Here is a 22170-nt window from a genome sequence, read left to right as displayed (position 1 = left end):
TTATTCCTGCTAGGAGTCTTTTTTCTCGTTGATATGAATTTCCCCAATGTAAGCTGTGCCTCCTTCTACTTTAGTTTGCCAGCCTCTAGCATTGTCAGAATTATTTTGTGTCATGCTACTGTTATCCTGAATTTTACCGATATTGATTTGATGTGCGATATTTTTGATCTGTTCGGCAAAATCGCTGTCTTCTTCCATGACGACATCTAGATATTTAGTGATAGTTGGTAAAGCTGTGCTATCTCCTTTTTCGGCTTTAGTCAGTGCTTCATCAACCTTGAGAGACTTACCCCGCAGCTTATTTAAAATAGTTTTCCGCAGTTCGTTCATTTTTGCGATCGCATCTGTGGTAAATTTCTTGGCAAGTTCCCCAGATCCTGATTTAATAAATTCTTGGAAGGCTAGATTTGCGATCGCACTGGCTGTTATAGCTGTAATTGGATCTGTCATATTTATTTCCCCATGAGTTGGGTTAGGGTAGCATTTAAAGGATGTTTCAATAGTATTTTCCTATATTTCGGAAAAATATATAAGACTAATAACGAGTAATTAATAAAATCTGCATCATCCTGTAAATCCTGAAATCCTGTAAATTCTGATATGGCTACGCCACGCTTCGCTATCAGACAATTAAAAAATAGATGAGGTTGATTTAAAAAAAATTCTCATCCTGTAAATCCTTAAATCCTGGACATCCTGATTCAGATAATTATGATTGTTCTGAATTATCATCTTCATCAGGCTTTTTCATTCCCTCTTGGAAACTCCTCAAACTCTTTCCCAAAACTCTCCCAAACTCAGGAATTTTCTTCGCTCCAAAAATTAAAATAGCAACTACAGCAATAATCACTACTTCTGGCCATCCTAATCCAAACATATAACTTTCCTCTTTAGGTACTGTAATTAACTATAGAATTTATTCCGTCCTGATTGGCATATCTAACCATTCACTTAATTCATGTGCAAGCCAATCAAGTTCTGGTTCAGATATCAAGTCATTGTCATTGCCAATTGTAAATTTTTTCCTTTTTCCAGCCCAAATTATAATTTGAGCTTGAATTTGTAATGCAGTTAACCCAGAATTTCTATGAGCATATTTTCTGATTCTTTGCAGTAGACAAATATCTTCTTTCAGGGCTGGTTTAGAAAATTTTATTTTTGTTCCCCATAGTTCATGAATTAAGGAAATTTGATGTTGATTAATTTGCAATTTCATCCTGCCAAATAAGATAAATAGCAGTTTATACAACAATGATAATATTAATATAAAAAATATTATTTCTATCATTTTAAAAAATGGAGAAACTACTATTAATTCTTGGAGAACTAGTACTATACTTTGACTTATAGAAACTAAAAATACAGTACTGAAAAGTGCATTAAATGAAGGCATTCTCAAGCCAATGGGCGGAATAATAATTTCTATTAATTCCTTATTTTTAGTTAGTTTAATTTTACTATCAGTTGGTTTTTTGAAAGTTAAAGCAGCATTTTTTAACAACTGGGGTTGATCTAAGGCTGTGATTGCTTCATTTACAGAACGCAACCGATTTCCTAAACTAGGTTCAGTCATTAACTTTAACCAGTTACTAAAATTCTCACTCAAATTAGCAACTTCCTCAAATTGAATCCGAAAATCCTTTTCTGGTAAATCAGCAGGATGAGAACCAGTCACTAAATAAATTAATGTTGCCCCTAAACTATAAAGATCAGAAGCGGGAACAGTTCTACCTCCAAATTGTTCCTGTGGCATATAACCATAAGTTCCTACAATAGTTCTTGTTCCTATCTTTTCTGTTGCTAAAACTGTTTGTACTGAGCCAAAATCTATCAGATAAACTTCACCTACATTATTACCTGTTCTGTCTCTTAATAAAATATTACTAGGCTTAATATCGCGGTGAATTACTGGGGGATTCAGTCCATGTAAATAAACGAGAATTTTGAGGATAGATTTACCAATTTGTTTAACTTCTAATTCTGTAAATTTTCTACCACTTTGTAAATATTGCTCTAAGGTTTTGGCAGGAATATAAGCTTGGATGAGAGCAAAACCTTTAAATGTAGATGAATTGATTTCAAAATAGTCTAAATAACGAGGTATACAAGGATGGGATAAAGATTTTAAAGTTTCGGCTTTTCGCTCAAATAACTTGAGATCATCCCATTGAAAATCACTACCAAAAGAAAGTAACTTCACAATTACCAATTCTTCAGTTTTTAAGTCTTTTGCTAACAGCGTGCGTCTGCCGGCTTTTTTGCCTAACTGCTTCTGAATTATATACCGATTAGCTAAAATATTTTCCATGATTTTATAAATTCATGCCCTGGTTTTTGTGCTAAATTGATTTAAGATTTAAACATTTTCTAATTCTAAAATCTCTAATCTTCTGAATTTTTGACATCTAACTGGTGATTTCTATATTTAACCAATCACTTAATTCTTTAGCTAACCATTCTAGTTCAGCTTCAGATTTTAAATTATTCCCATTAATACTCAGTTCAAACTTTTCTATTCCAGCCAAAATATCTAATTGTGCGGGTACTTGAGTTTTATCCCCATCAGCATCTTTAGTAAAATATTTGGGTGTATAAACAAGTTTGTAAATACTTTCTCTAGGGGCATAACGACGACGGGGTATTTTCCAGCCCCACAACTGATGATTAAGAGAAATTTGTTGGTAGTCTATACTAATTTTTAAACTACCAAATAAACCATACAATATACCGTAGATCATTGAAAAACCTACACCCCAAAAAGGTAAGGAGAACAAAGCAAAGGGAATATTGCCAGGAAAAGGTGCAGAAAGAGCGCCTATAGTCCAAATTAAAATAAACGAATTCCAAGCAGTAGCAAATAAACCTAAAAACATCATTGATGGCTGCAAACCAACAGGTGGAATAATAATTTCTAAACAGTCTTCGTTTTTGGTGAGTTGAATTTTACTACCTGCGGGTTTCCCAATAGTTAAAGCTGTAAAATCAGTGTATTGTGGTTGTTCTAAAGCTGTAAGTGCTTCAGATGCAGAAGCAAACCGCTTTGCTAAATCTGGTTCTATCATCCGTTTGAACCATTTAGTTAAGCTGGGAGTAAGGTTTGCAAATTGCTCAAATTGAATGCGAAAATCTTTTTGAGGTAAATCCGCTGGTTGAGTACCCGTTACCAAATAAATCAGAGTTGCACCTAAACTATAAAGGTCAGAAGCAGGAACAGTACGCCCCCCAAACTGCTCTTGTGGCATATAGCCATAAGTCCCGACAACAGTTTTTGTACCTATTTCTGAGGACAGAACGGTTTGGACGGAACCAAAATCTATAAGATAAAGTTGACCTACATGATTACCTGAGCGTTCTCCCAATAAAATATTGCTAGGCTTAATATCACGGTGGATAACGGGTGGATGTAAATTATGGAGATAAAGGAGAATATCTAGAATTGCCTTAGCAATTTCTTTGACTTCAATTTCTGTAAATTTTCTACCAGCTTGTAAGTATTGATCTAAGGTTTTGGCTGGGATATAAGTTTGGATGAGAGCAAATCCTTGATCAGTCGCTGAATTTACCTCAAAATAGTCGAGATAGCGGGATATAGAGGGATGTGATAAAGATTTTAAGGTTTGGGCTTCACGTTCAAACAGTTTGAGAGTATCCCATTCAAAGTCGCTACTAAAAGCAAGTAACTTGACAATGACTAAGTCACCAGTTACCAAATCACGTGCTAATAAAGTTCTTCGTCCTGACTTTTTACCTAACTGCTGTTGAACTTCGTAGCGATTTGCCAATATTTCCCTATTCATCATAATTACTTATAGGGTTATGTTGCTGAACTTTCTCTAGTTTATGACTGAATTAACTAAGTTTAGTTAGTATCCTGATTCCAGAATACTACATCTAAATTGTAAACAGCCTGAACCAGGATGCTCCCCAAAACTAAGTTTTCCATTTTTAAGTTTTAAATTTTAATTTTTAATTGCTTATGCCTTCTCAACTTTGGCCTTACATTACTCCCGGTATTCCCGACGAATTATTTGAAAATTTACCAGGTATTCCCCTGAGTCCGAGAGAACTACGGTTGTTGTTAATTTCCCAACTGCGACTACAAGCAGATTCGGTGTTATGGGATATTGGTGCGGGTACAGGTACAATTCCTGTAGAAGTGGGGTTGCTTTGTCCACAGGGAAGGGTAGTTGCTGTAGAAAGAGATGAAGAAGTAGCTAACTTAATTAAACGTAACTGCGATCGCTTCGGGGTCAAAAATGTGGAAGTCATGGAAGGTAGCGCCCCAGAGTGTTTACACGATATTAAACTTCCCCCTCAACGCATCTGTATTGAAGGAGGACGCACTATCCAGGAAATTTTACAAGTGGCATGGCGTTATTTGCCTCCATCCGGAAGAGTTGTAGCTACAGCTGCTAATCTAGAAAGTCTGTATGCTATTTCCCAAAGCTTTTCTCAGTTAAGAGCCAGAAATATCGAAGTTGTGCAGTCTGCGGTTAACCGCTTAGAAACACGGGGCTTTTCGCAAACCTTTGTGGCTGCTGATCCCATTTTCATTCTCAGTGGTGAGAAGTTAGATTAAATCTGTTCGGTTTTCGGTTTTGGATTGAATCCAAAATCCAAAATCTAAAATCCAAAATCATATTATTATGCCTTGGTCTCGAATTATTAGTGGAATTATTGCGATCGCTATGGCGCTGTCATCAACTCTATTAGGGGGTTGGTACTTCACAGTGGCGATCGCTATTGTTGTCTTTTTAGGTCAACAGGAATATTTTAATTTGGTACGAGCCAGAGGCATAGCTCCTGCGGCAAAAACTACCATGTTCGTTAGTCAAATTTTACTAGCCATTTGCACTTTTGATAGTAGTTTAGCTGATGCAGTCATGCCCATAGCTGGTACGCTTATTTGTTTTTATCTGCTGTTTCAACCTCAGTTAGCAACGATTGCAGATATTTCTGCTTCAATTATGGGGCTATTTTATGTGGGTTACTTACCGAGTTACTGGGTACGATTGCGTGATATCGATAGTCTTAGCATCAGCAATATTCCTTTGGGTGGTTACTGGCCTAATAACTGGAACGATATTTTAACACAGGGAAATTTTGCCTCTTTACCACAAGGTTTAACGGCTACAGTCTTAACTTTCTTGTGTATTTGGGCAGCGGACATCGGCGCTTATGTCATTGGTAAGTTTTTCGGTAAAACCCCCTTGTCTGACATCAGTCCTAAAAAAACCGTAGAAGGAGCAGTTTTTGGGATCACAGCCAGTGTTACAGTGGGTATAGTCGGAGCTTATGTTCTGGATTTACCCCATTCCCTACTCACAGGTTCTGCGCTAGGTTTACTCATCGGTATTGCCAGCCTTTTGGGCGACTTAACTGAATCTTTACTCAAACGTGATGCCGGAGTCAAAGATTCAGGGCAATTGATACCTGGACATGGTGGTATTTTAGACCGTACCGATAGTTATATTTTTACAGCCCCTTTGGTTTACTATTTTGTCACACTTCTGTTGTTGTAAATCTGTGAACAGTAAAAAATGGTAACTTATAACTAAGACAGAAAAATTCAGGAGTCAGAAGCCAAAGCTACTTGACTTACTGCCAATCTGCTGTAAATTATTTATTTAGGTTTATTTAGGTTAGGGGTTAACGTTAATTCGTCCACGACATAGTAATTGGCTAGGAACCACAGTTACTTCTTGAATATCAACATCTGAACCAAGATCAAAATTATATCCAGAATTATTTTCTAAGAGTAATTCTTGATCCCGCGCGATTTTAATTTGTGTTAATTGTAGTTTTTGTCCGTTGATTAGCTCCAGACCCACACACATCTCCAACAAGGTGGGTTGAGTATCAGACGCTAAAAGACCAGTCAGTATCAAGCGCTGATTGTCAAGGGTAATTTCCTGCCAAGAAATCGGCTTGGATTTTTGGCACTGTTCTGGTAATAGTTGAACCAGTAGATCATTTAATGTTGTCGATAATAATTCAGATGAGAGAGAGTGATTAAGATCCCGTTCTTCTACAGTTAGTTCAGCTACTACTGGTACTATTTCTAATAGTCGCAACGGTTGTCCCTTAAGTACCGAACCAATGTTTATCTGTATATTCTCTGCCAAGAGTTGAACACGCGTAACATGAATACCTTGATAAATTGCATCACTAGCAAAAATAGAAACAGAAGGAATATTCCCAGAAAGAATCTGGCGATCACTGGCGCTAATTTCTACATCAAGCTGAGATACTTGACTTAATTGCGTTTTGAGCCATAGCTTAATCGCTTTTGTCAGAACTTGCGTGATAATTCTGATTTTCTTGCCATTTGTGATCCAGGTACTTGGATTTCTCATTTAACAATTCTATCGGCTATTTTCGTCCAAAAATTGAGAAAACTTAAACAAGTCTTAAATGTAACACTTATGGGCTATTAACTACAAAATGCAATTATTAAGGTTTCAGTATTAAAGGAAGAAGCAATCATCACATGGAGGCACGGGTACAAAAAATTATTGCTCAATGGGGCATTGCCTCACGTCGTGAAGCCGAGGAAATGATTAAGCAGTCACGAGTGCATATCAACGGGATATTGGCACATTTAGGTCAAAAAGTCGATCCTCAACGAGATACCATTTCCATTGATGGAAAATCAGTGTTCCAAAAGCAGCGCCCAGCTTTAATTTACTTGCTACTAAATAAACCAGCCGGAGTTGTTTCTACCTGCTATGATCCCCAGGGAAGACCTACAGTCTTGGATCTATTACCAAAAAAATTACAAGCAGGTTTGGGTATTCACCCTGTTGGCCGTTTGGATGCAGACTCCACAGGAGCATTAATACTCACCAATGATGGAGACTTGACATTTGGACTAACACATCCTAGCCATAGTATTTCTAAGACCTATCGTGTTTTAGTTAAAGGACATCCCCCAGAAGCAGTTTTGGAGAGGTGGAGACAAGGCATAATACTGGACGGAATAAAAACACGACCAGCCCAGGTAAGTTTGATTGAAAGTCTTCCGCAACAAAGCTATTTAGAAGTTATTTTGCAGGAGGGCAGAAACCGCCAGATTCGTCGCCTAGCTCAACAATTAGGATATCCAGTCATCCAACTACAACGCACTGCGATAGGCTCAATTCAATTACAAAGTTCAAAAGCACCATCTTTCGATGTAGGTAACTACCGTTATCTCACACCAAAAGAGATTATTTTTTTAAAACAGCAGTTAAATCACATACCTATTAAAGAGTCAGCAGAGTTAAGGAGTGTAGAAAAATCATGAAATGGCTAAGAAGGAAAGATGAACAGCTTATTGAACCTTCCATAAAAGAACAACAATCCGAAAAATTGCAACAATTAGGCCTTCAACTTGCCTCATTGCGTCAAGAACAGGGTTTATCTTTAGACGAATTAGTACTATTGACTAAAATTCCTCGCCGACTATTACAGGCCATTGAAACAGGTGATCTGAACGATTTACCAGAACCCATTTATGTTCAAGGTTTAATTAGGCAATTTGCTGATGCATTGGGTATGAAGGGAGCGGAATTTGCCAGTACTTTTCCGATTGGTTCCCAAGTAGTGAATTTACCAACGACTTGGAAACCTAAACCCATTGATCAATTGCGTCCTGTTCATCTTTACTTGCTCTACATTTTCCTGATTATCTGTTCAGTAAAGAGCTTGTCTCAGTTATTAAATAATCAAGCTCTCCAAGCCAGTAATAACCAACTACAGATCGAGTCCCAAACGCAATCTGGTTTAACACCAGAACAGATACAATCCCAGGAGTTACAGCAAATTCAACCTGTTAGCGATACTGTCAGCCCTAGTTCAGATATTCAAACAGTAGAAATTGGAGTCACTCTGAAATCTTCATCTTGGATTCGTGTCATTGCTGATGGTAAAACAGAATTTGAAGGAGTTTTACCGGAAGGATCTCACCGAAATTGGAAAGCTAGTCAGCAACTCACAGTTAAAACAGATAATGCTGGTGGTGTGCTAATGAGTGTCAATCAGCAAGAAGCGAAGGAAATGGGCAAACCAGGAAAAGCGGGAGAAGTCAGGATTGCAGCTAAAGTCAAATCTTGAGCCATGTAAACCAGAAAATCAAGCGGTAAAAGGGGTAAAAATCAATAAATTATCCAATTTCACAAAATCAAAATGACTTTTTCTCCCCCTACCCCTGACGATCAAAGCGATGAGATATTTTTTATTTGCAAGTCTCTTAATTACTCCTTCATCAGGACTGCTTGATCAGGAATTTCTGGGAGCGCGTCCGTAAAGTTTGGTAAGATTTTTCAAGCGATCGCACAATTCCCCACTTAAAACCCCACCTTGATAGCGCCAATCCCAATTACCCTCAGCCGTACTCGGATAATTCATTCGTGCTTGATTTCCCAATCCTAAAACATCCTGTAAAGGAATAATAGCTTGATTGGCAATGGAACTCAAAGCTAATCTAATCAAATCCCAGTGTATGCCGTCAGGGCTGATAGAACCCAAATAAAGCAACAAATTTTGCTTTTCGTAATCATTCGCACTATTAAACCAGCCTACAGTCGTGTCATTGTCGTGAGTGCCAGTATAAACTACAGCATTACGTGGATAATTAAAGGGTAAAAACGGATTACCAGGATCAGAACCAAAACCAAATTGCAACACCTTCATACCGGGAAATTCAAATTGATCCCGCAGGGCTTCCACTGGTGGCGTAATAATCCCCAAATCTTCCGCTAAAATTGGTAATTTACCCAACTTCTGTTTAATAACTTCAAAAAAAGCTACCCCAGGCGCTTCAATCCATTCACCATTAATAGCTGTTTCTTCCCCTTGAGGTACAGCCCAATAAGCCTCAAATCCCCGGAAGTGATCAATACGAATTATATCCACATAATCCAGCATTGCTTCAAAGCGTTGTACCCACCACTTAAAGTCTTGTTTTTGCAACTCCTCCCATTTATAGACCGGGTTGCCCCACAATTGACCAGTAGCGCTAAAGTAATCGGGTGGGACACCTGCCATTAAAGCTGCTTTGCCGGTTTCTTCATCTAGAGCAAAAATATCAGGATTAGCCCACACATCAGCGCTATCATGAGCCACATAAATGGGGATATCACCAATAATATCTATCCCATTTTGGTTAGCATAACTTTTGAGTTCTGACCACTGACGAAAAAACTCGTATTGGATAAACTTGTAATAAAAAATTTCCTGTTCTAGCTTTTGTGTAATTTGGGCTAATGCTGCGGATTCACGCTGCGCTAGTTCTGGTTCCCAAGTGTTCCAGCTTGCACCATTGTTGGCATCTTTGAGCGCCATAAACAAGGCGTAATTATCTAGCCAATAGGCTTTGGTGCGACAAAAATCAGTAAATGCTTTCTTTTGGAAATCAGTCGCGTGATTTTTAAACTTATCGCAAGCTTTGATGAGCAGATTTACCTTAATGGGTATAACTTGCTCAAAATTTACCTTATCTGCCGGAAAATTTGGTAAATTACCAAAATCATTTTCAACTAATAACCCTTCATCTACCAGCTTTTCTGGACTAATTAAAAAGTAATTTCCCGCCATTGCTGAGTAGCACATATAAGGAGAATTACCATACCCAGTCGGTCCCAAGGGTAAAACTTGCCAATATTGCTGGTAACTATTTTTGAGAAAATCAATAAACCGATAAGCTTCTAAACCTAAATCCCCAATACCAAAGCGACTGGGGAAAGAACTAGGATGCAGCAAAATACCGCTGGATCTGGGAAAAGGCATATTTAACCTAAAATATAACAGGATGCGATTCTATCTCTAGGAAACGCTACACGAACGAATTTATCACGGTATGTCGTAGGGAGATGGGGTTAAGTTACAGAATTGATACAAAATCTAAAATCTATCTAAAATCTATCTAAAATCTAAAATTCTATGACTTACAGAAATCCTGCACCAACTGTTGATATTATTATCGAATTAATTGATAGACCGCATCGACCGATTATATTAATTGAGCGCCATAATCAGCCTTTGGGTTGGGCGTTACCTGGTGGTTTCGTTGATTATGGTGAACCTGTGGAAGTGGCTGCACGACGGGAAGCACAAGAAGAAATAGGCTTACAGGTGGAGTTGGTGGAACAGTTGTTGGTATATTCTGACCCTAGTCGTGATCCCCGTCAGCATACAATTAGCATTGTGTTTTTGGCTACAGCAACGGGTGAGCCTTTAGCGGGTGATGATGCTAAGGGTGTGGGTATTTTTGAGCCTTGGTGTGTTCCTGGGAATTTGTGTTTTGATCATGACCGGATTTTGCGCGATTATTGGCAATATCGCCATTATGGGATTCGTCCGAGGTTGGGGTAAGAGAAATGAACCGCAAAGGCTCGTTCGCATACAGTCTTGAAGAGAACGTAGAAGGTAGAAGGGAAGAGGTTTAATACAATCTTTTGCGCTTATACTGGGTTCTTGGCAATATCGGCATTATGGGATTTGTCCGAGGTTGAGGTAAGAGAAATGAACCGCGAAGGCGCGAAGTGCGCGAAGGAAGAAAGAAGAAGGAAGAAGGAAGAAGGAAAGAGAGTTTATACAAACCTTTGCGTTTATACTTGGTTCAGGGTATTTAATGGTGCTTTATGGACGCTGAGGAACTTTTAGAGAAATACGCTGCTGGGGAACGCAAGTTTCATGCTGTAAATCTGAGAGGAGTTAATCTTACAGGTGCAAATTTGAGTGGAATAGATTTAAGAAGTTCAGATTTGACTGGAGCAGATTTAAATGATGCTAACTTGAGTAAAGCAAATCTTAACAACACAAATCTCACTAGGGCATCTTTAACAAGTGCTAACTTGAGTGAGTTGGTAAACAGTTCTAGTTTAAATTTAACTTGGGCAGACTTGAGTGGTGCTGACTTGAATAAGGCAAATATAAGTAGTACCAACTTTAGCAATGCTAACTTGGACAATGTGAACTTGAGTGGAGCGATTGTCAACAATGCTAACTTTAGTAACGCTAAGTTAGATAATGCCAATTTGAGCAAAGCAAACTTAGATGGTACTAATTTCAGTAATGCTAATTTGGATAATGCTAACTTGAGAGATGCGACTTTACAATCTACTAATTTCACTGAAGCTTCTTTGATAGATGCAAACTTGGCTAGAACTAACCTCACTTCTGCTAATTTGGATAATGCTAACTTGACAGATTGTGATTTGAGTCAGGCAATCCTCTCTAATGTGAAGCTCAAAAATACTAATTTCCAAGGATCTAAAATTCGGGGTGTTAATTTATCTCAGAAAGATTTATCAGGTATAAATTTTGCTGAAGCAGATTTGGGTGCAACAAACCTCAATGATGTAAACTTCCGAAAAGCCTGTCTGAAAGGTACAAATTTCGGTAAAGCTGAACTGCAAAGAGCAAATTTAATGAAAGCTGATCTCAATGGCGCAAATCTGAGAAAAGCAGATTTAACCGGCGCGAATATCTATGGTGCAACCTTTAAAAATGCAGACCTCACAGGTGCGATAATGCCAGATGGAGAAGTTTACCAAACATCTACTGATTTAGAATTCGGTAAACAAGAAGCACCATTAGAAAAAGTGATAACTATGACTCGTAAAGTAATCCGTACCGATAAAGCACCTGCACCAGTTGGACCATATAATCAAGCCATCGTCGCATCTGGACAAATGTTGTTTGTCGCTGGACAAATTGCCATTGATCCTCGACTAGGTGATGTTGTTTACACAGAAGATGTAGTTAAACAAACTGAACAGGTAATGGCTAATCTGGAAGCCATTCTGACAGCAGCTGGTGCTACTTTCCAAGATGTGGTTAAAACTGGTGTATTTTTAGCTGATATGAATGATTTCGCCGCAGTAAATGCGGTTTATGCAAAATATTTTTCCGAAGATACAGCCCCAGCGCGTGCTTGTGTTGAAGTCTCGCGTTTACCTAAAAATGTGCTGGTAGAAATTGACTGTATCGCGGTGATTAGTGGTTAATTAATTATCTGGTGGGCTATGCCCACCCTAGTTTAATTTTCAGGTTTTATACCTAATGTTCGTAATTGTGCTGCTAGTTTTTCAGCACGTTGTTTTTCTGCTTCTAATTCTTGTTGCTTTTGTTCTAATTCTTGTTGCTTTTGTTCTACTAATTCTGAACTCCACAATAACAAGTTTCCTTGTTCATCCCACCATCTCAACCATTTAGCAGTTATATTTTCCCTTGTACCTTCACATACTCCCAGGTAAAGATTCATTTCTCCTATCCAATAACGTTGGTTTTCATTAGGTGTCTGAATTTTATATTTTTCGCTGGTATTGTCTAAGCGATAGACTTCTAATTCACCACTGTCTGGTTCAAAGATAATGTAATTTGGAACTTTTAAAATACTTTCATAAAAAAACCATTTCCCAGGAGGATAAGTAGGTTTACTAGAATATTCTGTTCCATCTGGATCTGAAATAAATTCCATAACTATTACTGGAATGTCTCCCTGTAGTTGGGGGGTGTAACTACGGAAAACTTCTTGCCTATTCACATTGATTTGGGGAATGTAAGCCCAATCAGGTGCTTTAACCACAAATTTGCCATTTAATGTCGCGCAGATACCATAATTAGTTGGTGTAAGGCAATTGGTGGCCAGTTTACCGGATAGATCGAGGCTTTCGGTTAGGGATGCTGCTAGGGCTGGTTGGTAGATGTTATCCACTGGGTCATCTGGGAGAATGTAATCATCGGGTAGTTTTTCCCAAGTGACTTGAAATGCTTGGGTAGCGGTGATCATAGTTGGGTTTCCTCTGTGTTCTTTGCGCCTCTATGCTTCGTTACAAAAATTACAGCAGATTGATCTATACGCTAAACTCTAGCAAACCGAGGTACAGCTACATTTTCTGACTGTTCCTGAATCTCACTACCAAAATGCTTATCTATCAACGCCGGCACTTGTGGAGCTTGAATTTTACTATAGCGAGTTTTATCTGGCATTACTAAATTTGGCCCTGCTTTACAGTTTTTCATGCAACCAGTACCTTTAATAATTACATTATCTTCTAAACCATTATTTCTCAACTCAGATTCTAAAGCCTGACACAAAGCTTTACCACCGCGCTTCATACAATCTGACTTTTGACAAACTAAAATCGTTTGTGTCTTAGCTGGTTTTGGCTGGTTCTGATTCTGTAATGCCGGTTGTTTATTTTTATTAAGTCCGGCTAATTGTTTATCAAAAAAGACTCCCCGCGTCTCTGTTTCTCCGCGTCTCCGTGTCTGCCCTAATGATAAGTATTCAACTGGACACGATATTATCTCCTCACGCGCAGCCATGACACGTTCTGCTTTCAGTGTCAGCTTATCCTTTTTTGCGTCGTGCTGTTTTGTCCCCACAACTTGCAGCCAAGTTCCTTTAGGTAAACGCAAATCAAAAGCACTCCGTAAATGCTTGGCTAACTTTACATAACATTCACCTTCAGAAGTCCACAATAATAAGCCTTTAAGCTTATATCCGTCTTTGATCACAAAATCTAAAAACCGACCTTCTAGGCAAAATTCTGTTACTTGTATCTGAGTATATATATGCATTTTTTGACCTCCGGTGAATGAAGAAAAGTTATTAGCCAATTAAAACTGTTGGTGACGAATACGCCAGCAATGTTCAAGAGTGCAAATCAGTTCTTGACGAGAAGCCGTGAATTGTCGAATTACACTCCAAAGTTGAATAGCTGCCGTGGTACTGGCTATTTCTACTTGTAATGGCTGGTTAATTGCACAACCACAAGTAATATCCAACTCACGCAGACGTTGATATACTTGCCAACGATCTGCCCAATTCACCTCAACAACCTGCATTATTCCTGTTTCTGAGCTAAAAAATTTCAAGCGAATTGCCCTCAAAGTGCAACAAACTTGCAGTAAACACAACAAGCAAACTCCCTGTTCATAGGAGTTTGTGGGATTTGATTCTCTTCAAGTTATAACACACTAGTGAAAATTATTTGCATTAATTTTGCAAAAAAATATCACTTCTATAATGAAGAGATATTCCTCATGACATATGCATATTTAGCGGTATAAGTCAATAATGGTGTTGGATAGATACACCTAAATCAAATCGATTGTGAGCATCTGACAAGAAGAAAAATTGATACTCACAGCCTTAAAAATGCCAAAATCTGCAAGATTTAATAGGCTTGCCGACATTTTTTTAAGTGTTAATATATAAAGACTTAACAGTTGCAAAATATAACTGTTTAAAAGCGAGGAGAACAATGTCTGATACTCAAATTTTGTTACAATCTTTTGGTCAAGTATATGACAATCCTGTATTACTGGATCGGAGTGTTACAACTCCAGTAATTGAAGGATTCAATGTTGTATTAGCTAGTTTTCAAGCGCTCTACCTACAATATCAAAAACACCATTTTGTAGTTGAAGGTGCAGAATTTTACTCGCTGCATGAGTTTTTTAATACCAGCTATGAAGAAGTACAAGACCACATCCATGAAATTGGTGAAAGGTTAAATGGTTTAGGTGGTGTACCTGCTGCAAGTTTTAGCAAATTAGCTGAATTATGCTGCTTTGAGCCTGAAACTGATGGTGCATATGCAGCCCGGAAGATGCTAGAAAATGACCTAGTAGCAGAACAAGCAATCATTAGTGTAATTCGCCGTCAAGCTTCTCAGGCTGAGAGTTTAGGTGATCGTGGTACACGCTATCTTTACGAAAAAATTCTGTTAAAAACTGAAGAAAGAGCTTATCATTTGGCTCACTTTTTAGCTAAGGATAGTTTAACTTTAGGTTTTGTCCAACCTGCTCAAAACTAAAATTCGCATTATCTCGATGATTATCACCTAGAATGAAATCTAAATTAGCTTTTCAGACGTTTAGGTAATGATTAATAATGGCAGAGAGGGAAATATAAACCTTTCTGCTATTTTGATTGAATATCTGGATAAAAAATGAGATTATTTTGAGGTTAAGCTCTTTTTAAGATAAAGAAGTAATTAATAACGATTGTTATTAGCATTATCAATATTATTTTGTGGCTTTTGTGGCTACAAATGCACATAAATAACAGGAGTAAATTTATTCTGTAGTTATTGAAAATTTATCTTATTACTTATCTTCTTTCTTCTTCCTTTTTTGCTTTGTGTCCTTTCCTTCAAAACACTTCTCTACAAGAGGCTACGCCAATGCCAACGCGTTTTTGCGGTTCCTTCCCTTATCGATCAAAATTTATTTGACAGACTGATTAGTAGAAAGGGAAGTCAACCAACCATGAAAAATGCCTGAAAAGCCTGTGGAATATGCTTTTTTGATTTTTAATTGTTAATTGTTAATTTTTTTTAATTCTGCCCTGCGGTACTAGTCATGAGGTACTACATTACTTCTGGGACATAAAAACCTGGAAACCTTGATAATAAATAGCATGATCAGGGGTAAAGACCTTTAAAATAGTCAAGATTTCTATTCTTGTCATCTAAGGTAAAAACTATGCCCCGTCGTGAAGACCTCCGAAAAATTCTCCTGTTAGGTTCAGGACCAATTGTGATTGGTCAAGCCTGTGAATTTGATTATTCTGGAACTCAAGCCTGTAAAGCATTGCGAGAAGAAGGCTATGAAGTGGTGTTGGTTAATTCCAACCCTGCAACCATTATGACTGACCCAGAAACGGCAGACCGCACTTATATTGAACCGCTGACACCGGAAATAGTAGAAAAAGTTATCGCTAAAGAACGTCCAGATGCCCTGTTACCAACGATGGGAGGACAAACCGCCCTCAACCTGGCTGTAGCTTTGGCGAAAAATGGTGTTTTAGATAAATACAACGTTGAGTTAATTGGTGCGAAATTACCAGCGATTGAAAAAGCCGAAGACAGAAAGCTGTTTAACGAAGCAATGGCTAAGATTGGGGTAGCAGTCTGTCCCAGTGGTACAGCCTCGACTTTAGCAGAATCAAAAGCGATCGCACAGCGAATTGGTACATATCCCCTAATCATCCGTCCAGCCTTTACAATGGGTGGTACGGGTGGCGGTATCGCCTACAACAAAGAAGAATTTGAAGAAATGGCACAAGTGGGTATTGATGCCAGTCCCGTGTCGCAAATTCTCATTGACCAGTCTCTACTTGGCTGGAAAGAATATGAACTAGAAGTCATGCGTGACTTAGCAGATAACGTGGTGATTATCTGTTCCATCGAAAATATTGACCCTATGGGTATTCATACTGGGGATTCAATTACCGTCGCCCCTGCCCAAACCCTCACCGATAAAGAATATCAACGGTTGCGGGATATGGCGATTAAAATCATCCGCGAAATTGGTGTAGAAACCGGCGGTTCAAATATCCAGTTTGCTGTGAATCCTGAAAATGGGGATGTGGTGGTGATTGAAATGAACCCCCGTGTATCCCGCAGTTCGGCCTTATCTTCCAAAGCCACAGGTTTCCCCATTGCCAAAATAGCGGCTAAGTTAGCTGTGGGTTATACCTTGAATGAACTGCAAAACGATATTACCAAAAAAACCCCCGCTTCCTTTGAACCGACAATTGACTATGTTGTCACTAAAATTCCCCGGTTTGCGTTTGAAAAATTCCCCGGTTCTGAACCTGTGCTGACTACACAAATGAAGTCTGTCGGGGAAGCTATGGCTATTGGTAGAACATTTAACGAATCTTTCCAAAAAGCATTGCGTTCTCTAGAAACAGGACGGGCTGGTTGGGGTTGTGACAAAGCCGAAAAATTACCCAGCGGTGAACAAATTCGCGCCCAGCTGCGGACACCAAACCCGGAACGCATCTTTTCTGTGCGTCATGCTATGCAATTAGGAATGACTCATGAGGAAATCTATGAACTGACCGCGATTGACCCGTGGTTTTTAGATAAATTACAACAACTACTAGAAGTAGAGAAGTTCCTGAAACGCACGCCCTTAAAACAGTTGACAAAAGAGCAAATGTATGATGTAAAAAGGGATGGTTTTAGCGATCGCCAAATTGCCTACGCTACCAAAACTAATGAAGATGAGGTTCGGGCATATCGCAAGCAGTTAGGGGTGATTCCTGTTTACAAAACAGTTGATACCTGCGCGGCTGAATTTGAAGCACTAACTCCATATTACTATTCCACCTACGAAGAAGAAACGGAAGTTTTACCCACCGAAAAACCCAAGGTGATGATTTTGGGTGGTGGTCCAAACCGCATTGGTCAAGGCATTGAATTTGATTATTGTTGTTGCCATGCTGCTTATGCTTTACATGGTGCAGGATATGAAACAATCATGGTTAACTCTAACCCAGAGACAGTTTCTACAGATTACGATACCAGCGATCGCTTGTATTTTGAACCATTAACCAAAGAAGATGTTCTCAACATCATCGACACTGAAAATCCCGTCGGCGTCATAGTTCAGTTTGGTGGACAAACACCATTAAAATTAGCGGTTCCCTTGCAGGAGTATTTACAAAAGTTAGAAAATTCCCAGTCCCTAGTTACCAAAATTTGGGGTACTTCTCCTGATTCTATCGACATGGCAGAAAACCGCGAACGGTTTGAAAAGATTCTCCAAAAATTGAATATTGCCCAACCGCCTAATGGTATTGCTAGAAGTTACGAAGATGCGTTGATTGTTGCTAAACGAATTGGTTATCCTGTCGTTGTGCGTCCTAGCTATGTGTTGGGGGGAAGGGCGATGGAAATCGTCTATTCTGACGCTGATTTAGAACGTTACATGACTTTTGCGGTGTTGGTGGAACCAGAACACCCGATTTTGATTGATAAGTTCTTAGAAAATGCCATTGAAGTTGATGTAGATGCGATCGCCGACCATACTGGCAGAGTCGTGATTGGTGGCATCATGGAACACATCGAACAAGCGGGAATTCACTCAGGAGATTCGGCTTGTTCCTTACCTTCTATTTCTCTCTCCCCAGCCGTGCTAAATCAAATTCGCACTTGGACGGTGCAACTAGCACAGGAGTTATCTGTTGTTGGCTTGATGAATATTCAGTTTGCGGTAGTTGGTGCAAATGGTTATGCTCCCCAAGTTTACATTTTGGAAGCTAACCCCAGAGCATCCCGTACAGTTCCATTTGTTTCTAAAGCCACGGGTGTACAACTGGCAAAACTGGCATCCTTAATTATGTCAGGTAAAACCTTAGAGGAGTTGAACTTTACCAAAGAAGTTATTCCCTCTCATATTGCGGTCAAAGAAGCCGTATTGCCTTTTAATAAGTTCCCTGGTACAGATACCATTTTGGGACCAGAAATGCGCTCAACAGGTGAAGTGATGGGCATTGACAGCGACTTTGGTCGCGCCTTTGCTAAGGCAGAATTAGCTGCCGGTGAACGCTTACCTCTCAAAGGTACTGTATTTGTGTCCATGAGCGATCGTGATAAATCCGCTGCGGTAGATGTGGTCAGAGAGTTTATTGCTTTAGGCTTTACCGTTATGGCGACCCAAGGTACACGCCAAGTCTTACAAGAACAAGGGTTAGAGATTCAGTCAGTCCTCAAACTCCATGAAGGTCGTCCCCATGTTCTCGATGCTATCAAAAACCAAAAAATCCAACTGATCATCAATACACCTTCTGGGGAAGAAGCCCATACCGATGCGAGATTAATTCGCCGCACAGCCTTAGCTTACAAAATTCCGATCATTACCACAATCGCCGGAGCCAAAGCCACAGTCGCAGGTATCCGTTCCTTACAAAATACGACTTTGGATGTAAAAGTTATTCAGGAATATTGCCCAGTTATTCAATAGCTGGGGCGACATGGGGAGAAGGGGAGACGCGGGGACATGAAGACGCGGGGACGCGGAGAAAATGAAGAATAACTTAATTCCCAATCCCCAATCCCCAATCCCCAATCCCCAAAACCTTAAGCAATTATTATGGGAGAATCATTATAGTTATCATTGAGATATTTTAACAAATATGAGGAAGTTATTTCCTCAACTAAAAACCTGCTACCAGTGCCTTCAAATCTATGCTATTGGGTAAAATTACCGCAATCGACTACTGGAAAAAGCCACGAAATTACGGGTTTCTCGGTAGTCAAAGTCTTCTCATAAATGTTACAATTATTAATAATCTAAATAAAACCAAAAATGTTTTACTTCTTACCTTATATCTAACTCTAGGTACTTGTGATTACTAAGAAGTAACTGTAACGTCTAGCAGTTAATAGCCTTATTTGACTAAGTATGAGCAGCCGAGTTCATCGGGCGTTTAAGCCGCAAACCTAAGAATGGTTTCCCAGCTTGACTGGATAGCACCCTAAAAAGGCATTTATAAATCAATGACCCTACTAGCAAACCCGTCATCACTAAAGAGTAGCGCCATGAAGACCGCTCAGACAGCCACAGACCTTGTGCGGACTTATCTGCGTGAGATTGGCCGTGTGCCACTTCTCACCCACGAAGAAGAGATTTGTTTTGGTAAACAGGTACAACGGTCTACTAGCTTAAATGAAGTCAGAGACAACCTTGTTCTCCAGTTAGATCGTGAACCTACCATAGAAGAATGGGCAAAAGCGACAAAATTAGAACCAGCGGAATTAAACGAAGCGATCGCAGATGGTGAGATTGCTAAACGCAAAATGGTAGAAGCTAATTTGCGCCTAGTTGTCTCCGTTGCCAAAAAGTACATTAAGCGCAATGTCGATTTACTCGACTTGATTCAAGAAGGCAGCATTGGGATGCAACGTGGGGTAGAAAAATTTGACCCTACTAAAGGTTATAGATTTTCTACTTATGCCTATTGGTGGATACGTCAAGCCATCACTCGTGCGATCGCTGAAAAAGCCCGCACCATTCGCTTGCCTATTCATATTACCGAAAAATTAAATAAAATTAAAAAAGCACAACGCCAATTGTCACAAACATTGGGACGTGCGCCCACAGCTACAGAATTAGCTCAAGAATTGGAACTAACACCCAAACAGGTGCGAGAGTGTCTAGAAAAAGCTCGTTTGCCTTTATCCCTAGATTTACGTCTAGGAGATAATTACGACACCGAACTCGGAGAAATGTTAGAAGATACAGGCGCATCTCCAGAAGATTTTGTCATGCAATCTTCCTTATCTTATGACTTAGAGCGTTTAATGGCAGAACTTACCCCACAACAAAAGGAAGTGATTAAACTCCGCTTTGGGTTAATCGACGGACAAGCCTTGACTCTCGCCAAAATAGGTGAACTTCTAAATATCAGCCGGGAAAGAGTTCGGCAAATTGAGCGCGAAGCCTTAACAAAACTTCGCAAGTCTAAAACCAATATCAATGAATATCTTGCTAGTTAGAGGATTGGGAAGATGGGGAACACAAGAAAGAGTTTTCCCATCACCAATCATATCAAGTTCAGATGAACACTTGTAATTAAGACTGATGCAGAGGGGGAAGCAGAGAGTTACAAATTACAAGTAGTTAAACGAACTTGATACCATTGATCACTTATTCGCAAAATTACCACGCTTTTGGTACGGTTTAACCGACTCCCTGGACAAAAATAACCTGTTAAATTGGTTGACATGAATATATGATTGTCGGTTACATTCAATACAAGATAGGTTATTGATTATTCCAGTCACAAATACCGCCATTCATAGTGGTAGTAAAGGAGATAAAACGTGAATAACCAACCAAAAAGAGTCTCAGAATTTTTTGATAGTGAGTCCGAAACTAGTAATTTACTATGGCAGTATGTTAAATCATTAAGCCCAGAAACAGTTAATCAACTATCCAAACCAACTTCCTCAGAAGTTTTTCAGGTGATGGAACGAAATATTATGGGACTTTTGGGCAACTTACCTTCTGAACACTTTGGTGTCACCGTCACCACAAGTCGAGAAAACTTAGGACGGCTACTGGCCTCTGCTATGGTTAGCGGTTACTTTCTGCGTAACGCCGAGCAGCGAATGAGTTTTGATACAACCTTGCAAGGAACTGAAGTCAATCACAACGATGTCGTTGACTAAAGTAATTAATTAACACCAGTTCAATAAATTCTGTATCAAATTTGTGATCCCAATAACAGGACTTTATTAATTGGTGTTTTTTATTTAATAAATGTTAAAATTTCGTATTGCAAATTTACTAAAAGTGCAAGCTCGACATTAAGAAAGTGAATCTGTCGAGTTTTTTATTAGTTACTAACTATTGAATTCCATGAATGAAGTATCTACCCTGCCTCATAAAATTATTGGTGTTGCTGTTATTTGGAACAACCAAGAGCAAATTTTAATTGATCGTCGTCGTCTTGAAGGGACAATGGGCGGTTTATGGGAATTTCCTGGGGGAAAAATAGAACCTGGTGAAACCATCGAAGAGTGTATTCATAGGGAAATTTATGAAGAACTGGGTATAGAAATCTCAGTGGGAGAAAATCTCATCACAATTGATCATACTTACAAACATTTGCGAGTTACTTTAAATGTTCATCACTGTTACCATTTAAGCGGGGTTCCCCAAGCAATTGAATGTGACGAAATCCGTTGGGTAAAGTGGGATGAGCTAGATGAATTCACTTTTCCTGAAGCGAATTTAGAAATTATTGAGGCGCTGAGAAAATATAAACAGGGCAATATTTAAGCATTTTCGGCAAGTAAAGATGTATGAACCTCATGTAGTTGTTACCCACAATTTTCTACAATAATTGAAAAGGCTTTTATAAAAGGTGTAAGTAAAAAAATGTCTAAAACAGTTGCTGAAGTGATGACCAGTGATCCTATTGTCGTTCATCCTGAAACTCCTTTAAAAGAAGCTATCCAAATTTTGGCAGAAAACCGGATTAGCGGTTTACCTGTAATTGATGATGCAGGTAAATTGGCGGGAATCATATCAGAAACAGACCTAATGTGGCAAGAAACTGGTGTAACTCCTCCTGCATATATCATGATTTTGGATAGTGTGATTTATTTACAAAATCCTGGTACTTATGAACGAGATTTGCATAAAGCTTTAGGACAAACCGTAGGAGAAGTTATGAGTAAAAACTCTCTGACTATTACTCCTGATAAATCTCTTAAAGAAGCTGCAAAAATGATCCAAGATCACAAAGTTCACCGTTTACCTGTCCTTGACAATGCTGGTCAAGTTATTGGTATTCTTACTCGTGGGGACATTATTCGCACCATGGCCGCTGAGTAGGGAATGGGGAGGTTGATAACCCAATTACCAATTTGACAA

21 protein-coding genes are annotated in these 22170 nt (G+C 39.0%); 12 read left to right on the top strand and 9 right to left on the bottom strand.

All coding sequences use genetic code 11. The annotated features are described in order from the left end of the window. Positions 1–9: 9 nt before the first annotated feature. From ANA7108_RS0110255 to ANA7108_RS0110240, 4 genes are all read right to left on the bottom strand, one after another. Entirely contained in the window at positions 10–450 is a 441-nt protein-coding gene (locus ANA7108_RS0110255; RefSeq protein WP_016950697.1) for a hypothetical protein, read from the bottom strand. A 259-nt stretch (positions 451–709) separates the two neighbouring features. Beyond that, positions 710–877, bottom strand: a complete 168-nt coding sequence (tatA, locus tag ANA7108_RS0110250) for a twin-arginine translocase TatA/TatE family subunit (RefSeq protein WP_016950696.1) — start codon at positions 875–877, stop codon at positions 710–712. Positions 878–916: 39 nt separating this feature from the next. Next, positions 917–2308, bottom strand: a complete 1392-nt coding sequence (locus ANA7108_RS0110245; protein WP_016950695.1) for a protein kinase — start codon at positions 2306–2308, stop codon at positions 917–919. 97 nt (positions 2309–2405) lie between these two features. Continuing rightward, positions 2406–3797, bottom strand: coding sequence for a serine/threonine-protein kinase (locus ANA7108_RS0110240; protein WP_016950694.1), 1392 nt, complete (start codon positions 3795–3797; stop codon positions 2406–2408). 179 nt (positions 3798–3976) lie between these two features. Here ANA7108_RS0110240 and cbiT point away from each other — a divergent pair, with 179 nt between their 5' ends. Together cbiT and ANA7108_RS0110230 are read left to right on the top strand one after the other, a co-directional pair. After that, positions 3977–4579 carry a precorrin-6Y C5,15-methyltransferase subunit CbiT gene (gene cbiT / locus ANA7108_RS0110235; protein WP_016950693.1) on the top strand — a complete coding sequence of 201 codons (603 nt, stop codon included), beginning with the start codon at positions 3977–3979 and terminating at the stop codon, positions 4577–4579. A 67-nt stretch (positions 4580–4646) separates the two neighbouring features. Then, entirely contained in the window at positions 4647–5522 is an 876-nt protein-coding gene (locus ANA7108_RS0110230) for a phosphatidate cytidylyltransferase (RefSeq protein ID WP_016950692.1), read from the top strand. A 120-nt stretch (positions 5523–5642) separates the two neighbouring features. Here ANA7108_RS0110230 and ANA7108_RS0110225 read toward each other — a convergent pair whose 3' ends face one another. Further along, positions 5643–6356 (bottom strand): DUF2993 domain-containing protein, encoded by a 714-nt coding sequence (locus tag ANA7108_RS0110225; protein WP_016950691.1) that lies wholly within the window; start codon positions 6354–6356, stop codon positions 5643–5645. Positions 6357–6490: 134 nt separating this feature from the next. Between ANA7108_RS0110225 and ANA7108_RS0110220 the strand changes: the two genes are divergently transcribed. After that, positions 6491–7285 (top strand): pseudouridine synthase, encoded by a 795-nt coding sequence (locus ANA7108_RS0110220; protein ID WP_016950690.1) that lies wholly within the window; start codon positions 6491–6493, stop codon positions 7283–7285. After that, entirely contained in the window at positions 7282–8094 is an 813-nt protein-coding gene (locus ANA7108_RS0110215) for a RodZ domain-containing protein (RefSeq protein WP_016950689.1), read from the top strand. The genes ANA7108_RS0110220 and ANA7108_RS0110215 overlap by 4 nt, the downstream gene beginning before the upstream one ends. A gap of 165 nt (positions 8095–8259) precedes the next feature. On the opposite strand, the gene malQ is transcribed toward ANA7108_RS0110215, so the two are convergent. Further along, positions 8260–9768, bottom strand: a complete 1509-nt coding sequence (gene malQ / locus ANA7108_RS0110210; RefSeq protein ID WP_016950688.1) for a 4-alpha-glucanotransferase — start codon at positions 9766–9768, stop codon at positions 8260–8262. Between the two features lie 153 nt (positions 9769–9921). On the opposite strand from malQ, the gene ANA7108_RS0110205 reads away from it, so the two are divergent. Beyond that, positions 9922–10353 carry an NUDIX hydrolase gene (locus ANA7108_RS0110205; RefSeq protein WP_016950687.1) on the top strand — a complete coding sequence of 144 codons (432 nt, stop codon included), beginning with the start codon at positions 9922–9924 and terminating at the stop codon, positions 10351–10353. A 269-nt stretch (positions 10354–10622) separates the two neighbouring features. After that, complete coding sequence (locus ANA7108_RS31260; protein WP_016950686.1) at positions 10623–11990, top strand: Rid family detoxifying hydrolase; 1368 nt, start codon at positions 10623–10625, stop codon at positions 11988–11990. Between the two features lie 32 nt (positions 11991–12022). Here ANA7108_RS31260 and ANA7108_RS0110195 read toward each other — a convergent pair whose 3' ends face one another. From ANA7108_RS0110195 to ANA7108_RS0110185, 3 genes are all read right to left on the bottom strand, one after another. Then, on the bottom strand, positions 12023–12775 hold the full coding sequence (locus ANA7108_RS0110195) for a Uma2 family endonuclease (RefSeq protein ID WP_016950685.1): 753 nt from the start codon (positions 12773–12775) through the stop codon (positions 12023–12025). Positions 12776–12846: 71 nt separating this feature from the next. Then, positions 12847–13569, bottom strand: a complete 723-nt coding sequence (locus ANA7108_RS0110190; RefSeq protein ID WP_016950684.1) for a (2Fe-2S) ferredoxin domain-containing protein — start codon at positions 13567–13569, stop codon at positions 12847–12849. 39 nt (positions 13570–13608) lie between these two features. Next, on the bottom strand, positions 13609–13866 hold the full coding sequence (locus ANA7108_RS0110185) for an Asr1405/Asl0597 family protein (protein ID WP_026104096.1): 258 nt from the start codon (positions 13864–13866) through the stop codon (positions 13609–13611). 389 nt (positions 13867–14255) lie between these two features. Here ANA7108_RS0110185 and ANA7108_RS0110180 point away from each other — a divergent pair, with 389 nt between their 5' ends. From ANA7108_RS0110180 to ANA7108_RS0110155, 6 genes are all read left to right on the top strand, one after another. Next, positions 14256–14810 carry a Dps family protein gene (locus ANA7108_RS0110180; RefSeq protein ID WP_016950682.1) on the top strand — a complete coding sequence of 185 codons (555 nt, stop codon included), beginning with the start codon at positions 14256–14258 and terminating at the stop codon, positions 14808–14810. A 670-nt stretch (positions 14811–15480) separates the two neighbouring features. Further along, entirely contained in the window at positions 15481–18750 is a 3270-nt protein-coding gene (carB, locus tag ANA7108_RS0110175) for a carbamoyl-phosphate synthase large subunit (protein WP_016950681.1), read from the top strand. A gap of 578 nt (positions 18751–19328) precedes the next feature. Further along, positions 19329–20285 (top strand): RNA polymerase sigma factor, RpoD/SigA family, encoded by a 957-nt coding sequence (locus ANA7108_RS0110170; protein ID WP_016950680.1) that lies wholly within the window; start codon positions 19329–19331, stop codon positions 20283–20285. A 327-nt stretch (positions 20286–20612) separates the two neighbouring features. Further along, positions 20613–20960 (top strand): DUF760 domain-containing protein, encoded by a 348-nt coding sequence (locus ANA7108_RS0110165; RefSeq protein ID WP_016950679.1) that lies wholly within the window; start codon positions 20613–20615, stop codon positions 20958–20960. Between the two features lie 190 nt (positions 20961–21150). Next, positions 21151–21573 (top strand): 8-oxo-dGTP diphosphatase MutT, encoded by a 423-nt coding sequence (gene mutT / locus ANA7108_RS0110160; protein WP_016950678.1) that lies wholly within the window; start codon positions 21151–21153, stop codon positions 21571–21573. Positions 21574–21672: 99 nt separating this feature from the next. Next, positions 21673–22131 (top strand): CBS domain-containing protein, encoded by a 459-nt coding sequence (locus ANA7108_RS0110155; protein WP_016950677.1) that lies wholly within the window; start codon positions 21673–21675, stop codon positions 22129–22131. The last annotated feature ends 39 nt before the right edge of the window (positions 22132–22170 follow it).

Origin of the sequence: Anabaena sp. PCC 7108 (genome assembly GCF_000332135.1) — a bacterium.
GTDB lineage: Bacteria > Cyanobacteriota > Cyanobacteriia > Cyanobacteriales > Nostocaceae > Anabaena.
Note: the sequence above shows the minus strand (reverse complement) of the source record. Positions and strands in the feature narration are given on the sequence as shown.